The organism is Paraburkholderia sp. GAS32 (assembly GCF_050434225.1).
Classification (GTDB): Bacteria; Pseudomonadota; Gammaproteobacteria; order Burkholderiales; family Burkholderiaceae; genus Paraburkholderia; species Paraburkholderia madseniana.
Window position 1 is genome coordinate 52,850 of the sequence record NZ_JBNPVS010000032.1, and the last position, 20,659, is coordinate 73,508.

Consider the following 20,659-nt stretch of genomic DNA (forward strand, 5'->3'; position numbering starts at 1 on the left):
CTCCTGAATTGCTCGATCTATGCGCTGCTATCAGCTACCGCGAAACACGGGCTTGCGTTTGCCATGAAACGCTTCGACGCCTTCACGGAAATCGTCCGAACTGCGCAGCCGGCTATAGCAATGTCCTTCCAGTTCGATCGCGATCGAAAGCGGCGCGTCTTCGGTGTCGTTCAGCAGCTTCTTCGCAGTACGCTGCGCGAGCGGCGAGAAGGCGCGCAACTCGTCGACGAGTGCATCGGTCGCGGCTTCGAGCTCCGCATCGGGCACGCAGTCGACCGCGATGCCCCAGTCATACGCCTGCTTGCCCGGAATGCGGCGCGAGCGCATCACGATGTCCTTCGTGCGGCCGACGCCGACCATCTTCTGCAGACGCGCCGAGCCGCCCGAACCCGGAATCTGGCCGAGCTTCTGTTCCGGCAGTGCGTAGAAGCTGGTGTCGGTCGCGATGCGGAAATCACAGGCGAGCGACAGTTCGAAACCGACGCCGAAGCAGAAGCCGCGATTGGCCGCGATCACCGGCTTCGAGCACCGTGCGGGCGCGGCGACATTCCACGCCAACTTCGACACGTGTTCCGGCGACGCTTCGAGAAAGCCCTTGATGTCGCCGCCGCTCGAGAAGTGCTCGCCTTTCGCACGCAGCACGATCACGCGGACGCGGTCGTCCTCGTCGAGTGCTTCGAATGCGGCGCGCAGTTGGTCGCGTGCATGCATCGAGATCACGTTGAACGGCGGGCGGTGCAGCATGATGTCGGCGCGTTCGCGCGCGGCGTCGATTTCGATCGAGAAGCCGTCGAGTTCCTGCAGCAGCGTCTGGCCGCGATGAGTCAGGTCAGTCATGTGTTACTCCTTTTGTGGTTCTGTCAGGTTGTGCGGCGCCGTGCTCCGGTTCGTACTCGCCCGCGGAAAGCTTGCGGCGCAGGATCTTGCCGACCGGCGATTTCGGAATGTCGTCGACAAACACGTATTCGCGCGGGCGCTTGAAGTTGACGAGATCGGAGGTCCGGCAAAAGTCATCGAGCGCCTGGGCTTCGACGTATTCGCTGCGCTTGATGAAGGCGACAACACGCTGCCCCCAGCGCTCGTCTTTCACGCCAGCGACGGCCACTTCGTCCACCGCCGGATGCAGCGACAACACCGATTCGATATCGACTGGCGAGATGTTCTCGCCGCCGCTGATAATCATGTCGTCGACGCGGCCCGATACGAAGAGATCGCCGTCGTTATCGAAGTAGCCGGTGTCGCCGGTGAAATACCAGCCGTCGCGCAACGACTTCGCGTTCGCGTCAGGCCGGTTCCAGTAGCCTTCGAACGACTCGTCGCCGAGCAGGTCCGCAATGATCTGGCCTTCTTCGCCGGTTTGCGCGAGTTCGTCGGGCGACGTCGCGTCGAGCTTCACGACGCGCAGCCGCGTATTGACGCCGGCGCGGCCCGCGCTGCCGGGTTTCAGCGTCGCGTCCTGATCGATACTGAACGTGTAGACCTCGGACGAGCCGTAGTGATTGACGAACAGTTCCGGCTTGAAAGCAGCCGAAAGACGCTTCAGCAGACCGTCGTTCATCGGCGCGCCGGCAAAGCCGAGTTTCGTCACCGAACTTTTGTCGGTGCGCGCGAACTCCGGTGCGGCCAGCAGATCGTGATAGAGCGTGGGCACCAGGTACAGACACGTCAGCCGGTACGTGCAGATGGAATCGAGCGCAAGGGTCGCATTCCAGCGGCGAACGCAGACGAACAGCCCGTCGACGAGTGCCATCGCCAGCAGCGAGCGCACGCCCATCGTGTGATAGAGCGGCATCACGCCGAGCGTGCGTTCGCCGTGGCGATAGAGGTTCTGTGCGACGTGCGCGAGCGCGGCGGCGCGTTCGTGGCGATGCCGGCGCGGCACGCCCTTCGCCTTGCCCGTGGTGCCGGACGTGTAGAGGATCAGCGAGTAGTCTTCCGCGGTGGCCGCAGCAACAGCTGCGCCTTCGCGCCGACGCTCGCCCAGCAGTGCATCGAACGAAATCGACGCGCCCGCCGCATCGTCCAGCGCAATGCGCGCAACGGCCTTCGCGGCGGCGCTTTGCGTGACGGCTTCGGCGCAAACCGGCTCGTACACGATGGCTTTGACGCCCGCATCGGTCACGCAGTAATCGAGCTCATCGGGTTTCGCCCGCCAGTTCAGCGGCACGATCGCCACGCCGGCGAACTGGCACGCCCAGTGCAGCGTCGCCATTTCCCAGCGATTTTGCAGCACGACGAGCAGACGGTCGCCGTGTGCGAGGCCGAGTTCGTGCAGACCGTCCGCAACGTTCAGGATGATCCGGTGCCACTGCGCATACGTGAGCGTCAGTTCACCATCGACGAGCGCCAGCGCGTTCGGGCTGCGCTCCACGCTTTGCAGAAAGGTTCGGCCGAGATCAAGCATCGCTCGTCTCCTTCTCTTCCTGCGCCTGGCGCCGGCGCGCCGCCACATCGAGCACGGCGGCGACGATCGGCGTATAGCCTGTACAGCGGCACAGATGGCCCGACAGCATGTCGCGCACCTGCGCCTCGTTTGGATCCGGTACGCGCTTCAGATAGTCGGCGCACGACATCAGAATGCCGGCGGTGCAAAAGCCGCACTGCAGCGCGTGATGACGCTGGAACGCCTGCTGAAGGTCGCCGAGCGTCTGGTCGGGCGCGAGGCCTTCTACCGTATCGATGCGGCGGCCGTCCGCCTGCAACGCGAGCATCAGGCACGAACGTCCCGCCACACCGTCGATATGAACCGTGCAGGCGCCGCACACGCCGTGTTCGCATCCGACGTGCGTGCCGGTTGCGCCCAGTTCGTGCCGCAGAAGATCGGACAGCAGATCGCGCGGCTCGCAATAGCCGCTCCGTTCGCGGCCGTTGAGCGTCAAGGTGATTCGCCGCCGTTCGCCGCGCGGTTGTATGCCCTGCGGCATCGTATTAACAGGGGTCTTCGGGGTCTTGCTCACTTCGCCTCCTCTATCACGCGCCATCCCAGTTGCCGGACCAGATGCCGGCGATACGTCGCACTGACATGCGCGTCGTCCTGCGCGCCCAGCTTCCAGCTCAAATCGTTCAATGCAGTACGCAAGTCGTCGCCCTGCAGACGCGGCCAGCGCTCCACCACCGGCCGGTCGGCGACGCCACCCACTGCGAGCTGGATCAGGTTATCCGTCACCACCGCCGCGCACGACACGAGGGCGAAATCGCCATGACGGGCGGAGAATTCCGCAAAGCCGTAGCGCTCGCCCGGCTTTTTCAGCGGAAAACGCACAGCCTCGACAAGTTCGTCCGGCTCGCGCGCCGTCATCAACATCCCCTGAAAAAAGTCCTCGGCGGCGAGCACGCGCTTGCGCTTTGTCGAGCGCAGCAGCACATCGCCGCCCAGGGCTGCCAATGCGAGAGGCAACTCGGCGCTCGGATCCGCGTGAGCGATCGACCCGCACACGGTGCCGCGATTGCGGATCTGAAAGTGGGAAATGTGCGGGAACGCGAGAGCGAGCAACGGCACTTCGTCGCGCAGAGACGGGCGCCACTCGACGCTGCCCTGCGTCGCCGCCGCACCAATAACGAGCTGCCCCGCCTCGTTATCGACCCGCACCGTATTCAACTCGTCGGTGCGGGAAATATCGACGAGCCAGCGCGGTTGCGCGAGGCGCATGTTCAGCACCGCCATCAGCGACTGGCCGCCGGCCAGCACGCGTGCGTCTTCGCCGCCATGCGCGAGCGCTTCGAGCGCATGTTCCGTACTCGTCGCGCGCAGATAATCGAACGGCGCCGGTTTCATGTTCTACTCCTGAAGAATGCGAGGAAGCGCGAGAGCCACGAGCCTTGCGCGCGGCCTTGATCGACGGGCTTGCCTGATGCTTGCCGGCCCAGCGATTCGAACAGTTGCCGCAGTACGACTTTCGCCGCGCCTTCGAGCATCCGCCCGCCGACTGCCGCAACCTTGCCCGACACCTGCGCTTCATAGTCGTACGACAGCCGCGTGCCGCGCTCCGTGGGCGTCAGTTCTACGAGTCCTTCGCCACGCGCGGTGCCAAGCGGCGAGCTGCCGGCACCCGCGAGGCGCAGACGATGCGGCGCGTCGATATCCGACAACCCGATCCGCGCTTCGAAGCGCGCCTTGATCATGCCAACGCCGACCGTCACATCGGCGCGATACTGGTTCGGTCCGGTCGCTTCGAGCGCGTGGCAGCCTGGAATGACCTTCGCGAGCGCCTGTGGGTCCATCAGCACCGCAAAGATCGCTTCAGGTGTGGCGTCGAGATCGACAGTGCCCTGCGCCGTCAGCGCCTTGCCGCCTGCAAGCGCCTTGTTCGACGCGGCGGCGGCGGCCGCAGCCGCTTGAAGTAACTCGGGACGCGAAGGCGGCGGATCGTCGATGCCGATCAGGTGCATCACCTTCGCAGGCGTGAGCGGCAAGCGGATATCCTCGACGCCGAGTGCATCGGCCACTGCATTTGCGATGCACGGCGGCGTGCTCATGTTGTTGCCTTCGCCCAGCCCTTTCGCACCGAGCGGCGTGAACGGCGACGGCGTTTCCAGATGCACGATCATCGGATCAGGCACTTCGCAGGTGGTTGGCATCAGGTAGTCGGCGAGCGTGCCCGACTGGAAACTGCCGTCTGCGCCGTAGCGGAACTCTTCCATCAGTGCCGCGCCCAGGCCCTGCGCGAACGCGCCACGAATCTGGCCGTCGGCGAGTGCCGGATTGAGCAGCGTGCCAGCGTCGTGGGCGGTCACATAGCGGTCGATGCGCACCCGGCCGGTTGCGCGGTCCACTTCGACGGCGCACATGTCGAACGCGAAACCGTAGGCCGCCGATGTGTTGATGCGATCCTGCTCGTCGGGCGCGTCCATGTGCGGCGGCGTCCAGAACACCGTCTCGCGCAGGCCCGGCTCTTCGCCTTCAGGCAACAGCGCGGGCGCCCAGTGCGGCGCATTGCTCGCGACGCGGCCAAACGGCAGCGCGCGGTCTTCCTTGCCCTTCGCAAAGATGCGGCCGTCTTCGAAACAGATGTCCTCGGGCGCACAACCCGATTGCTTCGCGACGATGCGGGCCACCTTGTCGCGCACACGCATCGCTGCCAGATGCACCGTGCCGGCCACCGCACCGGCAAAACGACTCGAATAGTTACCTGCCGCCACTGACCACGCGTCCTTGTGCGTGTCGAACTCGACGTTGACGACGATGTCGCGCGGATTCAAACCAAGCACATCGGCGACAACCTGCGCGCAGACAGTCATATGCCCCTGCCCCGCCGGCGTCGATGCAATCGTCACGACCACGCCGCCGAGCAGATCGACGCTGACTGTCGCGCTCGCGACGGCGCCGCTCTTCGGGCCGGCTTTTTTGCGCGCCTCGGCGGGCATCACGGTCGTGATGTAGCCCATGTTCGACACAGACGGCTCAACGATCGCCGCAAAGCCGATGCCATACACACGTCCTTCGCGGCGCGCCGCATCGCGACGCGCGACGAGTTCGTCGTAGCCGCCTTCAGCGAGCGAGCGGCGCAGCGCTTCCTGATAGTCGCCAGAATCGAGCAGCGCACCCGCTGCGGCGCGATACGGGAACGCATCGGCGGCGACGAAGTTGCGGCGATACACGTCGAGCACATCGAGCTTCAGTTTGATCGCGATGCGTTGCATCAGACGTTCAAGCGCGAAATACACCTGCGGTCCACCGAAACCGCGGACGAGGCCCGTCGGCGTTTTATTCGTGAGCGCCACGCGGTTGCGCACGACGAGATTCGGAATCGCGTAGGCGCCCGTCAGGCAGCCATGCATCCGGTAGAACGTTGCTGGCTCCGGCGCACGCAGATAGCCGCCGCAGTCCTCGATCTGGTCGTATGAGAGCGCGGTAATGCGGCCGTCGCCCTCAACGGCGGCTTCGAGCGTCGTCAGGCGCGCGGTGGCCGACGTGGCCGCGCTCAGATGCTCGAGGCGATCCTCGACCCATTTCACCGGTGCACCGGCCTTGCGCGACGCAAGGCACATCAACACCACATACGGAAACACCGCCTGCTTCACGCCGAAGCTGCCGCCCGAATCGCGCGGCGCCTTGTGCCGCAGACGATTTGCCGGCACGTTCAGCGCCATCGACATCACCGCATGCAGCGAGAAGGGCCCCATGAAATTCGACGTGACGTCATAACCCTCATCGCCGGACAGATACTCGGCGATCACCACGCCGCATTCGATCGGCGCACACGTGTTGCGCGGATAGTGCGCGTCGATTGTCACGCGATGCGGCGCGCGTTCGAATGCTGCTTCGGGCTCGCCATAGCGATAGTGACGATCGCTGATCACGTTCGTGCCGACCTTCGGATGCAGAACTGGTGCATCGTCGGCGATCGCGTTTTCGATCGACGTCACCGGCGGCAGCGTCTGGTACTCGACCTTGATCAGATCGAGCGCGTCTTCAGCGAGCGCACGCGATTCGGCCAGCACCACGGCAACCGGTTCGCCGACATAGCGCACGCGGTCCATCGCGAGCGCCCACTGCTCCATCGGCGACTTCACGCCGACCACGAACGGCCGCGACCAGCCCGGCAGATCATCACGTGTGAGCACGGCACGCACGCCGGCCAGTTTCAGCGCAGCGTCCGTGTCGATGCTGCGCAGTTCCGCATGGGCGTGCGGCGAGCGCAACACCGCGGCGTGCAGCGTGCCGGGTTTCACGGCGATGTCGTCGCCGTAACGTCCGCGGCCGGTCAGGATCGCCGGATCTTCGACGCGTTCCATCGAGCGGCCCACATGGCGCTGGCGCTGGCGTTCAGCCGACGTTTCGGGCTCGCCAGCGGCGCGTGCATCCGCTACCAGTTCGGCAACTGTATCGCGCTGATTCATTTCACTGCTCCCTGTGCGCGCGTGCCGGTTGCATCGGCGTCGTCGCCCTCGTCGTTGTCGCGTCGGTTGAACTCACTGGCAAGACCGCTCCAGCGGCGCGCAATCTCGCGATGCTCGATGCCGAACAGATCCATGATCCGGCCGACCGTGTGATCGACGATGTCGTCGACGGTTTGAGGGTGCGCATAGAACGCGGGCACCGGCGGCATCACGATCGCGCCCATTTCGGTGGCGAGCGTCATGTTGCGCAAGTGGGCGAGATTGAGCGGCGTTTCGCGCGCGACGAGCACGAGGCGACGACGCTCCTTGAGCATCACGTCCGCGGCGCGCGTCAGCAGGTTGTCGGCGAAACCGTTGGCGACGCTCGCCAGCGTTTTCATCGAGCACGGCGCGATCACCATGCCCGCGGTGAGAAACGAGCCGCTCGCCACCGTCGCGCCGATGTCGCGCACGTTGTGCACTACGTCGGCAAGACCATCGAGGTCCGTACGCGTGAGACCGAGCTCCTGCGCAGCGGTAATGGCGCCCGACGGCGACACGATCAGATGCGTCTCGATCGTGCCGAGCCGGCGCAAGGCCGCCAGCAGTCGCACGCCGATGACTGCCCCACTCGCACCCGAAATGCCGACGACGATCCGTTCACGCGTTTGCGTTGACTGCATGGCCGTGCCTCGCTCAGACCGCGTCGCGCAGCTGGCCGCTGTGCAGGTAGGCATCGAACGCCGCGTTGCTCGTGGCGACGAGCCGGTCGAGATCGACGCTGTCCTGCCCCGGAATCTGTACGCGTGTGAATACATGTGCCGGATAGACGACCGGGCGCGTCGCGTCGAGACCCATCTTGGCGCTGACACCCTGCATGTGCGGCGCCGCATCGTCGGGCTGGCCGACGGTCGTCGACGGATCGAGTGGCGAGCCCTGTGCGCCGGCCACAATCACAAGATCCCGATCCGCCTGGAAGCGCGTGGCGATCGCCCATTCGATTTCGGCGGGATCGTGCACGTCCACATCGGTATCGACGACGACCACCTGCTTGATGTCGTAATGCGTGCCGAACGCGCACAAAATCACGTTTTTCGCTTCGCCTTCGCGCTTCTTGTCGAACTGGACCCACAGGTGATACCGGCACACGCCGCCCACCGACAACTCCACGTCCTTCACGCCCGGATGGCTGCGCTGCAGATGCGCCAGCAATGTTGCTTCGCGCGGAATGGCGCCGAGCAGCAGATGCTCCATTTCAGCCGGAACAATCGTGTGATAGATGGGCTGTTCGCGGTGTGTGACCGCCGTCACGTCGATCACCTCACGCGCTTCGCGCGCGCTGTAGTACTTCGGGAATTCGCCGAACGGACCTTCGGGCTCGCGCACCTTGGGCAGAATGCGGCCCTCGATCACTATTTCCGAAAATGCGGGTACGCGCACGTCGTTCGTCACGCATTTGACAACTGGCAGCGGCGCGCCGTGCAAGGCACCGGCGATCTCCAGTTCGTCCTTGTCGATCGGGGAAATGGCCTGCGACGCCAGCATCGTCAACGGATCGACGCCGATCGCGATCGCCACGTCGAGCGCGTCGCCCGCCGCTTCCGCTGCCTGATAGAACGCCAGCAGATGACGCGGCAACATCAGGATCGCCATGCGGTCCGGGGCGTGCACCTGAATGCGGTTGATCGACACGTTCTGGATGCCGGTCCGCGGATTACGCGCAATCACGAGGCCGGCCGTGATGTAGGGACCGTTGTCGTGCTCGCTGTGTGTCGGGATCGGCAGCAATGCGTGCAGATCGATGCCCTGCGTGCGGATGACCTGCTGGCACGCGGCCTCGTCGCGTGGCAGTTCGTGCCAGGCAACAGGATGCCCGGCCGCATCGCGAAAGCGTTCGAGCAGCGCGGCCTCGGGCACGCCCATCGCTTCGGCGATCCACGCGCGCTTCGACATGAAGCCGCTCACTACCGGAATGGCGTGGCCGCCGGGCTTGAGAAAAATGGCGGCTTGTTCTCCGTCGAGCCGTTTGGCGACTGCCGCGAGTTCGTGTTGGAGTGAAACCGGCTGATCGATCGTCGCGACGCGCCCCGTTGCCGACAGGCGTTCAAGCCAGTGGCGCAGCGTCGGCGCGGTGCTCTGCGGCGCCCATGAGGATTGAGGTGTGCCGCTGCCTGCGGCATCGCGTGAGTTCATTTACGTCTCCATCGGTTCTTGCCGTCGGGCGCCGGAACGAGTCTGTCGGGCGGACATGCAGCAAGTTGGAATGAAGCGTAGCGAGAACGGGTTATAACTTCTAATATTGTTTTTTGATGTCTTTCATCATAATTTTTGATATCAGTGTTAGCCCCGATGACGCCCTTCGTACGCTCGGTTATCAATAGGCAACGCTTCCGGTAAGGGTCTTTCTCAGCTATTTAGATAGCCACGCGGTGTGCTGTTTTCGCCGGCTTTCGTGAGTGACCTGATGGACCGCACAGCGGATATTAACTTTCGTGATGCACCCCGTGGCGCCCCATCTGGACGTCAAATGGACCTCTCATGGACCTGAAGCAGATCCAGTATTTCATCGCGCTGTTCGAGGACGGCTCCGTGACGCGCGCCGCCAAGCGCCTGAACATCGTGCAGCCGGCGCTCAGCATGCAGATCGCCAAGCTCGAGGAAGAACTGCATCAACAACTGTTCGACCGTGGCGGGCACGGCATGGCGCCCACCGCCGCCGGACGGCTGATGTACCGCCTCTTTCTGCCGATCATCCGCGATCTCGCGCATGCGCGTCAGCAAATGGTTCAGCGCGACGAGATCGTAACGGGCCACGTGTCGATCGGGCTGATCGCATCGGTGACGGAAAGCGTGCTCGCTGATTCGCTGTCGCGCTTTCACGCGCGCTATCCGCATGTCGAAGTCACCGTCGCCGACGGCTACACCGCGACCTTCATCGACTGGGTGTCGGGCGGCCAGCTCGACGCCGCGCTGATCAACAAGCCGCGCTCGCGCCTGTCGCTCGACTCGCAGCCGCTCCTCGATGAAGAGATGGTGCTCGTCACCAGCGCCGAACACGGCCCCGAACTGCCGCATGCGATCGAGCTCGCGCAACTACCCGAACTCGAACTCGTGCTGCCCACCAAGCGCCACGGCCTGCGCGGCGTGCTCGATACGGCCGCGCAGCATGAGGACGTGCTGCTTGCGCCGCGCTTCGAAATCGATGTGTTGAGCACGATCGTGAAGCTCGTCGAAAGCACCCGCTTTGCGACGATCCTGCCGCGCATCGCGGTTGAGCGCGCAGTGCGTCGAGGGGCGTTGCGCGCCTATCCGATTCTCGCGCCGCGCATCGTACGCCATATCGTGCGCATCAGTCATCCGCGGCGACCGTTGAGCGCTGCTGCCGAAGCGCTGATCACCATCATCGCCGACGAATTACGTGAAGTGTCGAGCGAATCGGCGCCGACCGATGGCGGCACGCACCGGTTACCCCCTGGCTTGTCATCCTCGAAGGAAGCCTCTGCATGAACGCATTTCACTGGATCGCTGGCGAATGGACCGGCACGCCCGCCGTCGACAGCATCGATCCCGCGACCGGCCTTGCGATCGGCCGCTTCACCGCGACGGCATCGCTGAAGCCGACGCCGCCATTGCCGCAGCCCGATACACAGGAAACTGTAACGGTTCTGGTGCAAATAGGTAAGCGGGTTGAGAAGTTTCATATAGATAGGATTCCTTATCGAGAGAACAGGAACGCATTCCATACGGCGGGCTCAGCGGCATCCTTGAGGCCGAGCTTCGCGAGCTCGAACTGACCACTTGCGAATGCGATGCGTCAATTCGATACCTGAAATTGTGGTCGCGGCGCTCCTGAACCGCTTGAATCCAAGCATTACGTACGTTCTGGACCTGATGTGGCGATGGTCCTGTTCGATCACGTTGTTCAGATATTTTGAGGACCGGACCTTCGTGTCTTCAGGCACCAAACCATCGGCCTTCATCTCGCGCACCGCGCGGTGCGAGGCCGCGTAGCCATCGAGCGTGATGGTCTCAGGCGACTGGCCCTGATGCCTGATAGCCTTGCTGAAAAAGGCTTTGGCCGCAACCACGTCGCGCCTCGCCCTGAGCATGAAGTCCACCGTCTGGCCAGCCCGATCCACCGCCCGGTACAGGTAGACCCACCTGCCGCGAATCTTCAGATAGGTCTCGTCGACACGCCACGAGCGACCCGCAGGCGTAGCAAAACGGTTCCAGCGTTTGACGAATTCGGGCGTATAACGCCTCACCCAGCGCAGGATTGTCGTGTGAGCGAGCGACAAACCCCGTTCGGCCATCATCTCGACCAGATCGCGTAGGCTGAGCTTGTAGCGCAGGTGCCACCGAACACACAGAATGATGATCTCCCGATCAAAATGACGTCCATCGAACAACTCCTTCAGGCTCTTCAGTTTGGTCATCACCGGTTATCAGTTCGTTTTGCTCCAACAACTCTAACCGATTCGCCGATCCTATTTGCACCAGAACCGTTGCGAGCCTCCCCAACTTTTGCGCGCTCTCGACTGAGGCGAAGTGACACTTTCATTGCGCTCGGAGTGGAAGCAAAACTGTCACCTCGACTCCACTTGGCCGCATCGCGCTGTGGTGCGGCCAGTGACAGATTTATTGCGCTCTACGCCATGAGGCGATTCAATGATTGGGATAACTACAAGTTCTGGCGATTCTCATATGCAAGGTGGCGAGATCGGGCGCGCAGAAGCGAAGCCGGATTAGCGGCCATCTGATTTCGGTCAATTTATATGAGCATGCGATCCGGGCACGGGCGCACGCCAGTCAACTGGTATGCAGACGCGGGCAACTCACAATGCTCCGGGGTCCGGAAATACAGGCCGGCGCATGCTGCGTCGGATCTACTGGCCAGCCAGTGAAAAAAACTCGGTGAAGCACAGGCACCGGCCATACCGGCAAGCAGGTCGATCAGTAACGGTCCAGCCGGTTTCCGTCAATCCGCACGCGGTCGCCCGGACGGAGATCGCCGGGTGAGGGCACGTCGAAGGAGCGTGACGATCCGTCATTGAGTTGAACAACGATTCGATACGCGCTCGGGGCCGCATTGCTGTACTGCCGGCCAATCTGATTTCCGGCCACCGCGCCGCCGAGCGCACCCACTACGGTCGCCACGTCGCGGCCATGCCCTCCGCCAAACTGGTTGCCGACCACACCACCGACGACCGCGCCGACCACCGTGCCCATTACACTGCCCGGGCTCACCGCATTGGATGTGGCGAGAGGCTGAATTCCCGAAACAACCCCATACTGAAGTCCGTAACCGGAGCTTGCAGGAGGCGCGTTGCCATAGGCGCTTGCGCTATCGACTGGCTGTGGATAGGTTGGCTGCACATACGCCGGCTGGGCATATGCGGGTTGCGCATAGGCAGGCTGCGCCGGACTCGCACCGTACGGCATGTTTGCGCCAGGAACCACGCATCCACTCAGGGGTAAAGCTGCGCACAGCGCGATGTAAAAGATTGGTTTGGCAATTTGAGTGTTGTACATGATGCTCTCGACATCCTGACGCCGCATGTCAGCGGGCAAAGTTGAAGTTCGGCATGGAGTATAAGGAAGCGTTGCCGAATATTTTCACTGCGCCGCGTAACAGTGTGTAAGTTGTTCCGCCGCCAACGCTCAAGTCAAACGCGTCGCCTTGCTGACTTGTGTAGTTTCTCTGCGACGCGTTCCCGGACGCTTCGCTCGACGGGTGAGCGGCGTCGCGGCGTCACTTTGAGTCGACCGCTTGATGTGTGCCGGGCACTAAGCAAACGGGGGTGCCGGAACACAGCCGCTCGAACGCACTTACGTCCTTCCTCGCGGCCGCAGTTCGAAACGCTGATCAGCACTCGCCTGTTTTCGCATGTCCCGGCGGACAGTGATCGGGCCCATGCCCGTGATGGCGATGACGCTCTTCCCATTCGTCGCGATCCCAGTAGCGGCGTCCGTCGTAGTAACGGTCGCCATGCCAACCCGGAGACACGACGACCACCGCTGCTGTTGGCGTTCACAATTGATGGGAGTGGACAAAAACTGGGGGAGCGCGGCGGTTTGCCCTAAGCTACCTTCGACACCCGTTCAGCGAGGTGACGGATGGATATGCACTGGACGATTTACCTGCAGCGAGACGGTGCCGACGAGAATGTGCCGTTGGCGAGGTTTCAGCGTCCGCTCGAAGGAGCGACCCCGGCTGACTTCGGATTGTCGATGTCTGAGGCAAGAAGCCTGCTTTCCAGTCTTCAACAAGTGGTGGCTCAGGACCAGATCCGCGCCTACGATGCTCGACGCCGCCGCTGCAGACATTGCGGGCGATACCGCCGTATAAAAGACTGGCGCCCTCGGGTGTTTGCGACCGCGTTGGGCAGTGTCAAAGTTCGAGTGCCCCGGGTGATATCGTGCTTGTGCACCCCTGAACCGCTCGACGAGAACGATGACTCAGCGGATCTTCGATTCTCCGAGTGCCCGATAGAAAGTTTGCTACCGGGACGACGTACGCCGGAGCTTGCATACCTGTGTGCGAAGCAAGGTGCTGCCGTTTCCTACCGGTCTGCTGCACGCAATGTCGCCGATCTCACCGGGTTGCAAACTCTGTCTCACGCCACTGTTCGCAAAGAGACGCTCAACTGCGGTGAGCAAATTGAAAACGACCAGTTCTACGTTGGGTGGTTCGCGGGAACCCAACACCGTGGTGGAACGAAGCACCTGCGTCTCGCAATTGACGGCACGGTAGTCACGGCGGTGCCGCTGGAAGAGGTGCGCAGGATCGAAGTTATCGCGGGCCGTGTTGAGTGTGAGGGGATAGCGGCTCGACGATTCGCTCGTGCTCTCCAGCGTCCAAGCCTTACACGCGTGCTTATCGCTGCTGCACTCGACCAGTGTGACTGGGTCCATTCTACTTTGGTCGACGTGGTCACAGATGGTGCCCGGGGTATGCGATCGTTAGTGACTTCAGTGGCGCCTTGCGTCGCACCGCGGATTCTTGACTGGTTTCACATCGGCATGAAACTTCACGCTGTGCGGTCAGCGCTCTGCGCATACACATTTCCTCTCTACCAGCGACCGGTGGTGATGCGGCGATGCGAGCGACTAATAAATCGCGTGCGCGACAAGCTGTGGCGCGGGCGGGGCGACGCGGCAACCGAGATCCTACGTACCCTCATCGCCTCCCTGAATCTTGAGATCGGATCTTTGCCACAGTTCTATGGTCTCGGCGCTGGCACAGCGAGTAGCGCAGCCGCTCGATTATTGACTTTCCTTGTGAACAATCGGAGCGATCTTATCGACTATCAACAAGCACGTATGAACGGCCGTCGGGTATCGTCGGCATCGGCCGAATCGGTCATGAATCATTTGATAAACCGACGGCTCACGAAACGTCAACAAATGCGTTGGTCGTTGAAGGGCGCTCACTACCTACTGCAAACCCGAATAGAACTGCTCGACGGGAGGCTGGAGACGTGTTTCGCCAAGCGCTTCCCTCACTTCAGATCGCCGGAGGTCGCTCGACAATGAGCGCCTTTCCCCCACTTTTTGTTCACTCCCATCGACACGGCTAGCGGCAATTGTGAACACCAACAAAACCCGAGACGGTAACGATCGACAAAAGCGGCGCCAATCTGGCTGCGCTGGAGGCCCTCAATGCCGAGCGCGACACGCCGATCAAGGTCCGCCAGAACAAGTATCTGAATAACCTCATTGAACAGGACCACCGGGCGATCAAGCGCCGTACCCGACCGATGCTGGGATTCAAGAATTTTAGTTGTGCCCGCATCATCCTGTCGGGCATCGAAACGATGCATATGATCAGGAAAGGGCAGATGAAAGCTGATGGCGTCACGCGAACTGCCGCAGAGCAGTTCAATTCACCGGTCATGTAAGGAATCCTTAGCATGGCACCGCTTTCTAGCCTTGCCGGCCTTATTGCGACACAACCAACACACGTTCCCAGCAGTTTTTACGCCGTCGCCCCGTCAACGTAACAGCGCCGTTGACTTCAAGCGACGAAGCGCCCTCGATAGCGAGCGCGCTCCTTTTCGTCGTATGCCTTTTTGTGAACCCCGTGTTTTGTGGATTCGGCGGACGTAGTCAAGTAAGCGGCCCATCGGTGTCGCCAGGCTCGATATGCGGCTGTGCCAACCGGTGCGCATGCCCCTTGCCTGCTATCGCATCCAGAATCAGTTCAGCAATGATTCTGCCGGACGAGTGCCCTGTCGGCTGCACGATGGACGTTACCGTGCGGGGTGACGCGACGTCGGACGGCACACCGTCATAGACAATCAGCGAGATGTCCGTGCCGAGCTGCTTGCCGCTGTCTCTGATCGCGCGAAACGCGCCAACGCCGGCAATGTTGTTGTCCACCAGCAACGCGGTTGGTGGTTCGGCAAGTTCAAGCAGTGCACGCGTCGCTTCGTAAGCGTGCACCCGGTCAAACGCGCCCTCGATCATCAGCGAAGCCTCCGACTGAATCTCCGCCTCGCCTAGCGCGCTCAGAAATCCGGCGCGCCGTTGTGCCGCAAAGCTCATCGTAAGCGGCGCACTGATCAAGGCAATCCTTCTATGGCCGAAGGCAATCAGACGTTGTGCCGCAGCCCGGGCTCCGGCTTCGTTGTCGAAGTCGAACCACCCATAAGGCACAGGGCTGTTCGTCCGTCCATAGGCGATGAACGGAAACTGGCGTGCCTGTAGAAACTGGATGCGTGCATCGTCGATCTGGGTCCGCGCCACGATCAGACCATCCACCAGCTTGTTTTCGACCAGGCGGCGGTACGTTTCGAGTTCCGCATTCGGCCGGGCAGAGACGATGATCAGGTCCAGGTCGCTCTCTCCGAGGCGCTCCGTCATGCCGGCCACCACTTCCCCGAGGCGCGGATCGCCAAGATCGTCCGTCCCAAACGGGTAGATCATGCCCACTGCCTCGGCGCGGCCTGTCGCGAGCCGGCGAGCGGTCGGATCCGCGTGATAGCCCAGCGCGTGCGCCGCCTCGATGACCCGCTGGCGCGTTGCTTCATTGACGTCGTCGTATCCGTTTAGCGCACGGCTAACGGTCGTGCGGGAAAGTCCGAGCGAATCGGACAGCGTTTTCAGACTCACCTTCAAAGTTCCACCCTTGGAATTTCCTGTTTTGCACGTGACCGCCCTTGCAGAGCTGGATTTCCCGGCCCCCGGCCAGTCGCCATGTTACCTCAAGCCCACAAACGCGTTTGACAATCCAAACCGGTTTGAACTAAGATCCAAACCGGTTTGGAAAGATACTGGCTTCGAGAAATTGGAGCCGTTCATCCTGACACGGGCGCGCGAGAGACCATCTTTGGCCCGCTAAAAAACAGTCCGGCGGCCCTGTTGCGGCGAACAATTGCTGCATTCGGCTGCCGGAACGCTCCAGCTTCATCCACCTGAAAGCAAGGGCGGGCGGAGCCGACAAGCGTAGTTCATTTCATTGTTTCGCCGCAGTGAGCTTTCTGTTGTCTCCAGTACCCGGTATCTCGAGATACTGAATCAGATATTTCGGATAGCTAATAAGTCAAATGGCAGCTTTTCCGCTGTTCCGGTGGTTTCGGGCAGCCTTCGTTGCGCACTTACCTTAGGATGTGACACCCGATGAACAGACTCCGATCCTCCCAATCCCTGTCGACTCGTGCCCGCCTGCGTTCCACCGTGGTTTGCGGCTCCCTGCTCGTCACCGCGGCGGCACCCGCGCTGGCTCAGTCGTCGGTGCCGGGTTTTCCTGCGCCGACGCCACACACGCAGCAGGCCTATGACCCGGAAAGCAATTTCACCATGCGCTGGACCCGCGCTGACATCCGTCAGATCAAGGCGCAGTCGCATACGGCAAGCGCGGTGGACAAGAACTCGCTGCCTGCGTCGCTGACCATGCCGGACATTCCGCAGGACTTTCCACTCATCAATTCCAACGTGTGGGTATGGGACACGTGGCCGCTGGCCGATCTGAGTGCGAACCAGTTGAGCTTCAAGGGCTGGGAAATCATCTTCTCGCTGACAGCGGATCCGCACGCAGGCTACACGTTCGACGATCGCCACGTGCATGCACGCATCGCCTTCTTCTATCGCCGCGCGGGCATTCCGGCGTCCCAGCGTCCGGCCAACGGCGGCTGGACATGGGGCGGCCACCTGTTCCCGGACGGTGCGAGCGCCAAGGTATTCGGCAACGCACCGATGACCAACAACGCGGAATGGTCCGGCTCCGCGCGCCTGATCCACGGCGACAATGTGAGCCTCTACTACACGGCGCTGTCGTTCAACCGCTCGGCGCCAGGCGGCTCGGACATCACGCCGCCAATCGCGATCATTTCGCGCGCGGACGGACACATTCACGCAGACGACACGCACGTCTGGTTCACGGGCTTCGACGACCACGAGGCCCTGCTTCAGCCCGACGGGGTGATGTATCAGACGGGTCAGCAGAACGACTACTACTCGTTCCGCGATCCGTTCGTCTTCACCGATCCCGCGCATCCGGGCAAGACCTACATGGTGTTCGAAGGCAACACGGGCGGCCCCCGCGGCGCCCGGACGTGTACCGACGCGGACCTCGGCTATGCAGCCAATGATCCGTACAAGGAGGACCTCAATACGGTGATGAACTCGGGCGCGGTGTACCAGAAGGCGAACGTCGGCCTTGCCATCGCGACCAACCCACAGCTCACCCAGTGGAAATTCCTGCCGCCGCTGTTGTCCGCGAACTGCGTGGACGATCAGACGGAACGCCCGCAGATCTACATGAAGGACGGCAAGTACTACCTCTTCACAATCAGCCACCGCGCGACGATGGCCGCTGGTGTAGACGGGCCGGACGGCGTGTACGGCTTTGTGGGCAACGGCATACGCAGCGACTTCCTGCCCTTGAATGGCGGCAGCGGTCTCGCGCTCGGCAACCCGACCGACTTCGACGCGCCAGTCGGCGCGCCTTACGCGGAAGATCCGAACCAGAATCCGCGCGCGTTCCAGTCTTATTCGCACTACGTCATGCCGGGTGGCCTCGTCGAGTCGTTCATCGACGCCATCGGTTCGCGACGCGGCGGCACCCTGGCGCCGACGGTGAAGATCCGGATCGACGGCGCGTCCACGACCGTGGATCGCACCTATGGCAACGGTGGGCTCGGCGGCTACGGCGATATCCCAGCGACCACGGCCGCGCCAGGCAACGGCCAGGGTCGGTGATCACGGCGCCTCCGGCGGTTTGCGCTTCGGCGCCGCAGCCGGCTGCGGAAATTCCGGCGAATAGGCGGCGCTGACACGGCGAGAGCAGGCAGAAGTGGTCTGCTCTCGCCCAGTCGCAACCGCATCCACCGAATAAACGATGCAACGATGAACCGCTGGATTCCCAACCTGTCTGCCCACCGCGGGCCGGCCTATCTAGCCGTGGCCGACGAAATCGAAACGGCGATTCGTGCTGGACACATCAAGGCGGGCAACAGACTACCCTCGCAACGCCTGCTCGCCGATTTCCTCGGCCTTCATGTGAACACGGTGAACCGCGCGATGCGCGAAACTGCGCGCCGCGGCTTGACGGCCGGCAGCAAACGCAGCGGCACGGTCATTCTCGGGCAACCGGCCTGAGCAGATGATGCTTTCAGCTCGCTGCAAGGAGAAAACAACTCATGCATGACTCGCGACGCCCCTTCCGCCACTCGCGCCTTCTGTCGTCGCTGCTGTGCGCCGCGCTGACGGTTTCAATTACAGAGAACGCTGCGTCGTACCCATTGCCGGCCGCAGGCGATTCAGGTACGCCGCAATGGCGCTCCGCGCTTCACTACACGCCCCAGCGCAACTGGATGAACGATCCCAACGGCCTGGTCTACGACAAGGGCGTCTATCACCTGTTCTATCAGTACAACCCGAATGCAAATGTCTGGGGGGACATGTCGTGGGGACATGCCACCAGCCGCGATCTCCTCCACTGGACCGAGCAACCGGTCGCGATGCGCGCGAATCAGACCGAGGAGATTTTTTCCGGCTCAATCGTCGTCGACACGCACAACACCGCCGGATTGGGACCCGCGAATTCATCGCCACTCGTGGCGCTTTATACGAGCGTGTACAAGACTGGATCCGGACATGCGCCGGGTACCCAGGCTCAGTCGCTCGCGTACAGTCTGGATGAAGGCCAGACATGGCAGCAGTACTCTCGCAATCCGGTGCTGACGCTCAACCCGGAATCGAATAACTTTCGCGATCCTAAGGTTTCGTGGTACGAGCCGGGTGGGTACTGGTTGATGACTACCGTCGTCGCCGACGCGCAAGTGGTCAAAATGTACCGGTCGGACAACCTCATTAACTGGACGTTCCTGAGCGACTTCACGCTTCCGGACATTCCTCATCAAGGGTCATTGTGGGAGATGCCCGATCTCTTCCCGCTTCCTCTCGATGGAGACAGTCACAATCAGAAGTGGGTCATGATCGTCAACGTCAACCCATGGTCGATTGCCGGTGGGTCCGGCGCGATGTATTTCGTCGGCAGTTTCGACGGCAGGACGTTCACGCCGGAGCACGTGCCGCCGGCCGGCTCCGATCCTTCACGATATCAATGGCTCGACCACGGCGCGGACTATTACGCGGCGGGAACCTTCGCCGGCGCGCCGGGCGGCAAAGCCATCACAATCGGCTGGATGAGCAACTGGGACTACGCGGCCCGCATACCGACCGCTCCGTGGAAGGGTGCGATGGCGCTTCCCCGCGTGCTGTCGCTGACGACGGTCGACGGCATGCCGCGACTGACGTTCGAGCCGGTGGAGCAATACGCGTCCCTCGTACGCGAAGGTTCCACGACGCGCATAAAGGAGCGCACGGTTTCGTCCAGCACACAGGAACTCGCGCCGTCCACGCGAGGCACCGTGCAAAACATCGACCTGACAATCACGCCGCGTTCCGCACAGCGTGCCGGCCTCATCGTGCGAGGTTCGGCGAATGGCGCTGCTGGCACCCGCATCTTCTACGACACCAGTAGCCAGACGCTGACGCTCGACCGTTCGAGCTCCGGCGAAACCGGTTTCTCGGATGCGTTCAGCAAACAGCACATCGTCAATCTGCCACTGGAGAACGGGAAGTTGCGCCTCACTATTGTGGCCGACAGGAACTCGGTGGAAGTGTTTGCGGGTGGCGGCGAAATCGTCGTGACGGATCTGATCTTCCCTGCACTCGACGACGATCGCCTGTCCCTTTTCGCCGACAACGGCACGGCGACATTCAGCGATATATCCATTACCGACCTTCCCGATCCGCGCAGCACCCTGCATGCGCGCTAGCAGACGTTCTTCTTGCGAGGTTTAGCCGGTTTCGGCCCAAACTCAGCTTGATGCGGAGTGCCAGCGAAGAATTCTGGAGGGAGGATGGCCTCTCCGGTGAAACACCACCGATAGGTCACCCATACGGCAGCGCTCAAGAAAACAGTTTTGGTGACTCAAATGCCGTTTGGCGCCGACGTCGCGAAGGCGTGGATCGGCTGGTTCGTGCGGGAGCTTTCTTGCCAACCGAAGCGAGGCGCTCATTGAGACCCCTTCGAGCAGTGCCTGGCACAAGTCGGACCGTGTCGTTGACGCTCGCCGCGTTACCGGAGATGGCGCAAAGCAGCGTCACGCTGCACGGTATCGTCGGCACCGGCATCGGTTATCAGAGCAGTACGACGACGCTCGGCTCGACCACGGGCGGGCGGCAGTAAGCGTCGTACCGCCAGTTGCTCGCACCGCACAGCCCGACGATCTGGCTTCCGGCAATGCGCCCATGCTGGGCGCACACGAAAAAGGCCTTATGGACATGCATCCATAAGGCCTTGATTTCTTTGGTTGGGGCGAGAGGATTT

General features: G+C 62.3%; 16 protein-coding genes and 2 pseudogenes. 8 read left to right on the forward strand and 10 right to left on the reverse strand.

What is annotated here, in order from left to right:
• Positions 1 to 30: 30 nt before the first annotated feature.
• From P3T25_RS31515 to P3T25_RS31545, 7 genes are read right to left on the reverse strand one after another with little or no spacing between them, the layout of a single operon-like run.
• Complete coding sequence (locus P3T25_RS31515) at positions 31 to 837, reverse strand: enoyl-CoA hydratase/isomerase family protein (RefSeq protein WP_154567045.1); 807 nt, start codon at positions 835 to 837, stop codon at positions 31 to 33.
• Positions 830 to 2,404 (reverse strand): AMP-binding protein, encoded by a 1,575-nt coding sequence (locus P3T25_RS31520; RefSeq protein WP_154567044.1) that lies wholly within the window; start codon positions 2,402 to 2,404, stop codon positions 830 to 832. Before P3T25_RS31520 ends, P3T25_RS31515 begins: the two co-directional genes overlap by 8 nt.
• Positions 2,397 to 2,924: a (2Fe-2S)-binding protein gene (locus P3T25_RS31525; protein WP_154567054.1), complete on the reverse strand. Its 528-nt coding sequence runs from the start codon at positions 2,922 to 2,924 to the stop codon at positions 2,397 to 2,399. Before P3T25_RS31525 ends, P3T25_RS31520 begins: the two co-directional genes overlap by 8 nt.
• Before the next feature lie 29 nt (positions 2,925 to 2,953).
• A complete protein-coding gene (locus P3T25_RS31530) occupies positions 2,954 to 3,775 on the reverse strand; it encodes an FAD binding domain-containing protein (RefSeq protein ID WP_429360811.1) in 822 nt (273 codons plus the stop codon).
• Positions 3,772 to 6,840: a xanthine dehydrogenase family protein molybdopterin-binding subunit gene (locus P3T25_RS31535; RefSeq protein ID WP_429360813.1), complete on the reverse strand. Its 3,069-nt coding sequence runs from the start codon at positions 6,838 to 6,840 to the stop codon at positions 3,772 to 3,774. The genes P3T25_RS31530 and P3T25_RS31535 overlap by 4 nt, the downstream gene beginning before the upstream one ends.
• Positions 6,837 to 7,502: a UbiX family flavin prenyltransferase gene (locus tag P3T25_RS31540; RefSeq protein ID WP_154567855.1), complete on the reverse strand. Its 666-nt coding sequence runs from the start codon at positions 7,500 to 7,502 to the stop codon at positions 6,837 to 6,839. The genes P3T25_RS31535 and P3T25_RS31540 overlap by 4 nt, the downstream gene beginning before the upstream one ends.
• Before the next feature lie 13 nt (positions 7,503 to 7,515).
• Positions 7,516 to 9,012, reverse strand: coding sequence for a UbiD family decarboxylase (locus P3T25_RS31545; RefSeq protein WP_429360815.1), 1,497 nt, complete (start codon positions 9,010 to 9,012; stop codon positions 7,516 to 7,518).
• Positions 9,013 to 9,357: 345 nt separating this feature from the next.
• Here P3T25_RS31545 and P3T25_RS31550 point away from each other — a divergent pair, with 345 nt between their 5' ends.
• Together P3T25_RS31550 and P3T25_RS31555 are read left to right on the forward strand one after the other, a co-directional pair.
• On the forward strand, positions 9,358 to 10,326 hold the full coding sequence (locus P3T25_RS31550) for a LysR family transcriptional regulator (protein WP_154567859.1): 969 nt from the start codon (positions 9,358 to 9,360) through the stop codon (positions 10,324 to 10,326).
• Positions 10,323 to 10,613, forward strand: a complete 291-nt coding sequence (locus tag P3T25_RS31555; protein WP_429360851.1) for a hypothetical protein — start codon at positions 10,323 to 10,325, stop codon at positions 10,611 to 10,613. Before P3T25_RS31550 ends, P3T25_RS31555 begins: the two co-directional genes overlap by 4 nt.
• Here P3T25_RS31555 and P3T25_RS31560 read toward each other — a convergent pair.
• Both P3T25_RS31560 and P3T25_RS31565 read right to left on the reverse strand, forming a co-directional pair.
• Positions 10,535 to 11,255 (reverse strand): annotated as a pseudogene (locus P3T25_RS31560) (IS6 family transposase). The gene P3T25_RS31555 and the pseudogene P3T25_RS31560 sit on opposite strands and share 79 nt — an antisense overlap.
• Before the next feature lie 517 nt (positions 11,256 to 11,772).
• Complete coding sequence (locus P3T25_RS31565; RefSeq protein ID WP_171926968.1) at positions 11,773 to 12,351, reverse strand: glycine zipper 2TM domain-containing protein; 579 nt, start codon at positions 12,349 to 12,351, stop codon at positions 11,773 to 11,775.
• A gap of 585 nt (positions 12,352 to 12,936) precedes the next feature.
• Between P3T25_RS31565 and P3T25_RS31570 the strand changes: the two genes are divergently transcribed.
• Both P3T25_RS31570 and P3T25_RS31575 read left to right on the forward strand, forming a co-directional pair.
• The gene (locus P3T25_RS31570) at positions 12,937 to 14,355 is read left to right on the forward strand and encodes an ISKra4 family transposase (protein ID WP_429360818.1); all 1,419 of its coding nucleotides are present in this window, start codon (positions 12,937 to 12,939) and stop codon (positions 14,353 to 14,355) included.
• Between the two features lie 65 nt (positions 14,356 to 14,420).
• A pseudogene (locus P3T25_RS31575) lies at positions 14,421 to 14,720 on the forward strand (DDE-type integrase/transposase/recombinase); the annotation flags it as partial.
• 208 nt (positions 14,721 to 14,928) lie between these two features.
• Here P3T25_RS31575 and P3T25_RS31580 read toward each other — a convergent pair.
• Positions 14,929 to 15,939 (reverse strand): substrate-binding domain-containing protein, encoded by a 1,011-nt coding sequence (locus tag P3T25_RS31580; protein ID WP_154565325.1) that lies wholly within the window; start codon positions 15,937 to 15,939, stop codon positions 14,929 to 14,931.
• Between the two features lie 501 nt (positions 15,940 to 16,440).
• Here P3T25_RS31580 and P3T25_RS31585 point away from each other — a divergent pair.
• The 4 genes from P3T25_RS31585 (at position 16,441) to P3T25_RS31600 (ending at position 20,518) form a co-directional block, all read left to right on the forward strand.
• Positions 16,441 to 18,021 (forward strand): glycoside hydrolase family 68 protein, encoded by a 1,581-nt coding sequence (locus tag P3T25_RS31585; protein WP_429360820.1) that lies wholly within the window; start codon positions 16,441 to 16,443, stop codon positions 18,019 to 18,021.
• 147 nt (positions 18,022 to 18,168) lie between these two features.
• The gene (locus tag P3T25_RS31590; RefSeq protein WP_154565323.1) at positions 18,169 to 18,420 is read left to right on the forward strand and encodes a GntR family transcriptional regulator; all 252 of its coding nucleotides are present in this window, start codon (positions 18,169 to 18,171) and stop codon (positions 18,418 to 18,420) included.
• Positions 18,421 to 18,461: 41 nt separating this feature from the next.
• Entirely contained in the window at positions 18,462 to 20,105 is a 1,644-nt protein-coding gene (locus P3T25_RS31595; RefSeq protein WP_429360823.1) for a glycoside hydrolase family 32 protein, read from the forward strand.
• A 281-nt stretch (positions 20,106 to 20,386) separates the two neighbouring features.
• Positions 20,387 to 20,518 carry a porin gene (locus tag P3T25_RS31600; protein ID WP_233465025.1) on the forward strand — a complete coding sequence of 44 codons (132 nt, stop codon included), beginning with the start codon at positions 20,387 to 20,389 and terminating at the stop codon, positions 20,516 to 20,518.
• Positions 20,519 to 20,659: the final 141 nt, after the last annotated feature.

Coding starts and splice junctions, on each gene's coding strand:
- P3T25_RS31515 (WP_154567045.1), bottom strand. CDS start 837: ATGACTGACCTGACTCATCGCGGCCAGACGCTGCTGCAGGAACTCGAC.
- P3T25_RS31535 (WP_429360813.1), bottom strand. CDS start 6,840: ATGAATCAGCGCGATACAGTTGCCGAACTGGTAGCGGATGCACGCGCC.
- P3T25_RS31565 (WP_171926968.1), bottom strand. CDS start 12,351: ATGTACAACACTCAAATTGCCAAACCAATCTTTTACATCGCGCTGTGC.
- P3T25_RS31570 (WP_429360818.1), top strand. CDS start 12,937: ATGGATATGCACTGGACGATTTACCTGCAGCGAGACGGTGCCGACGAG.
- P3T25_RS31545 (WP_429360815.1), bottom strand. CDS start 9,012: ATGAACTCACGCGATGCCGCAGGCAGCGGCACACCTCAATCCTCATGG.
- P3T25_RS31595 (WP_429360823.1), top strand. CDS start 18,462: ATGCATGACTCGCGACGCCCCTTCCGCCACTCGCGCCTTCTGTCGTCG.
- P3T25_RS31530 (WP_429360811.1), bottom strand. CDS start 3,775: ATGAAACCGGCGCCGTTCGATTATCTGCGCGCGACGAGTACGGAACAT.
- P3T25_RS31590 (WP_154565323.1), top strand. CDS start 18,169: ATGAACCGCTGGATTCCCAACCTGTCTGCCCACCGCGGGCCGGCCTAT.
- P3T25_RS31540 (WP_154567855.1), bottom strand. CDS start 7,502: ATGCAGTCAACGCAAACGCGTGAACGGATCGTCGTCGGCATTTCGGGT.
- P3T25_RS31550 (WP_154567859.1), top strand. CDS start 9,358: ATGGACCTGAAGCAGATCCAGTATTTCATCGCGCTGTTCGAGGACGGC.
- P3T25_RS31525 (WP_154567054.1), bottom strand. CDS start 2,924: ATGCCGCAGGGCATACAACCGCGCGGCGAACGGCGGCGAATCACCTTG.
- P3T25_RS31585 (WP_429360820.1), top strand. CDS start 16,441: ATGAACAGACTCCGATCCTCCCAATCCCTGTCGACTCGTGCCCGCCTG.
- P3T25_RS31520 (WP_154567044.1), bottom strand. CDS start 2,404: ATGCTTGATCTCGGCCGAACCTTTCTGCAAAGCGTGGAGCGCAGCCCG.
- P3T25_RS31555 (WP_429360851.1), top strand. CDS start 10,323: ATGAACGCATTTCACTGGATCGCTGGCGAATGGACCGGCACGCCCGCC.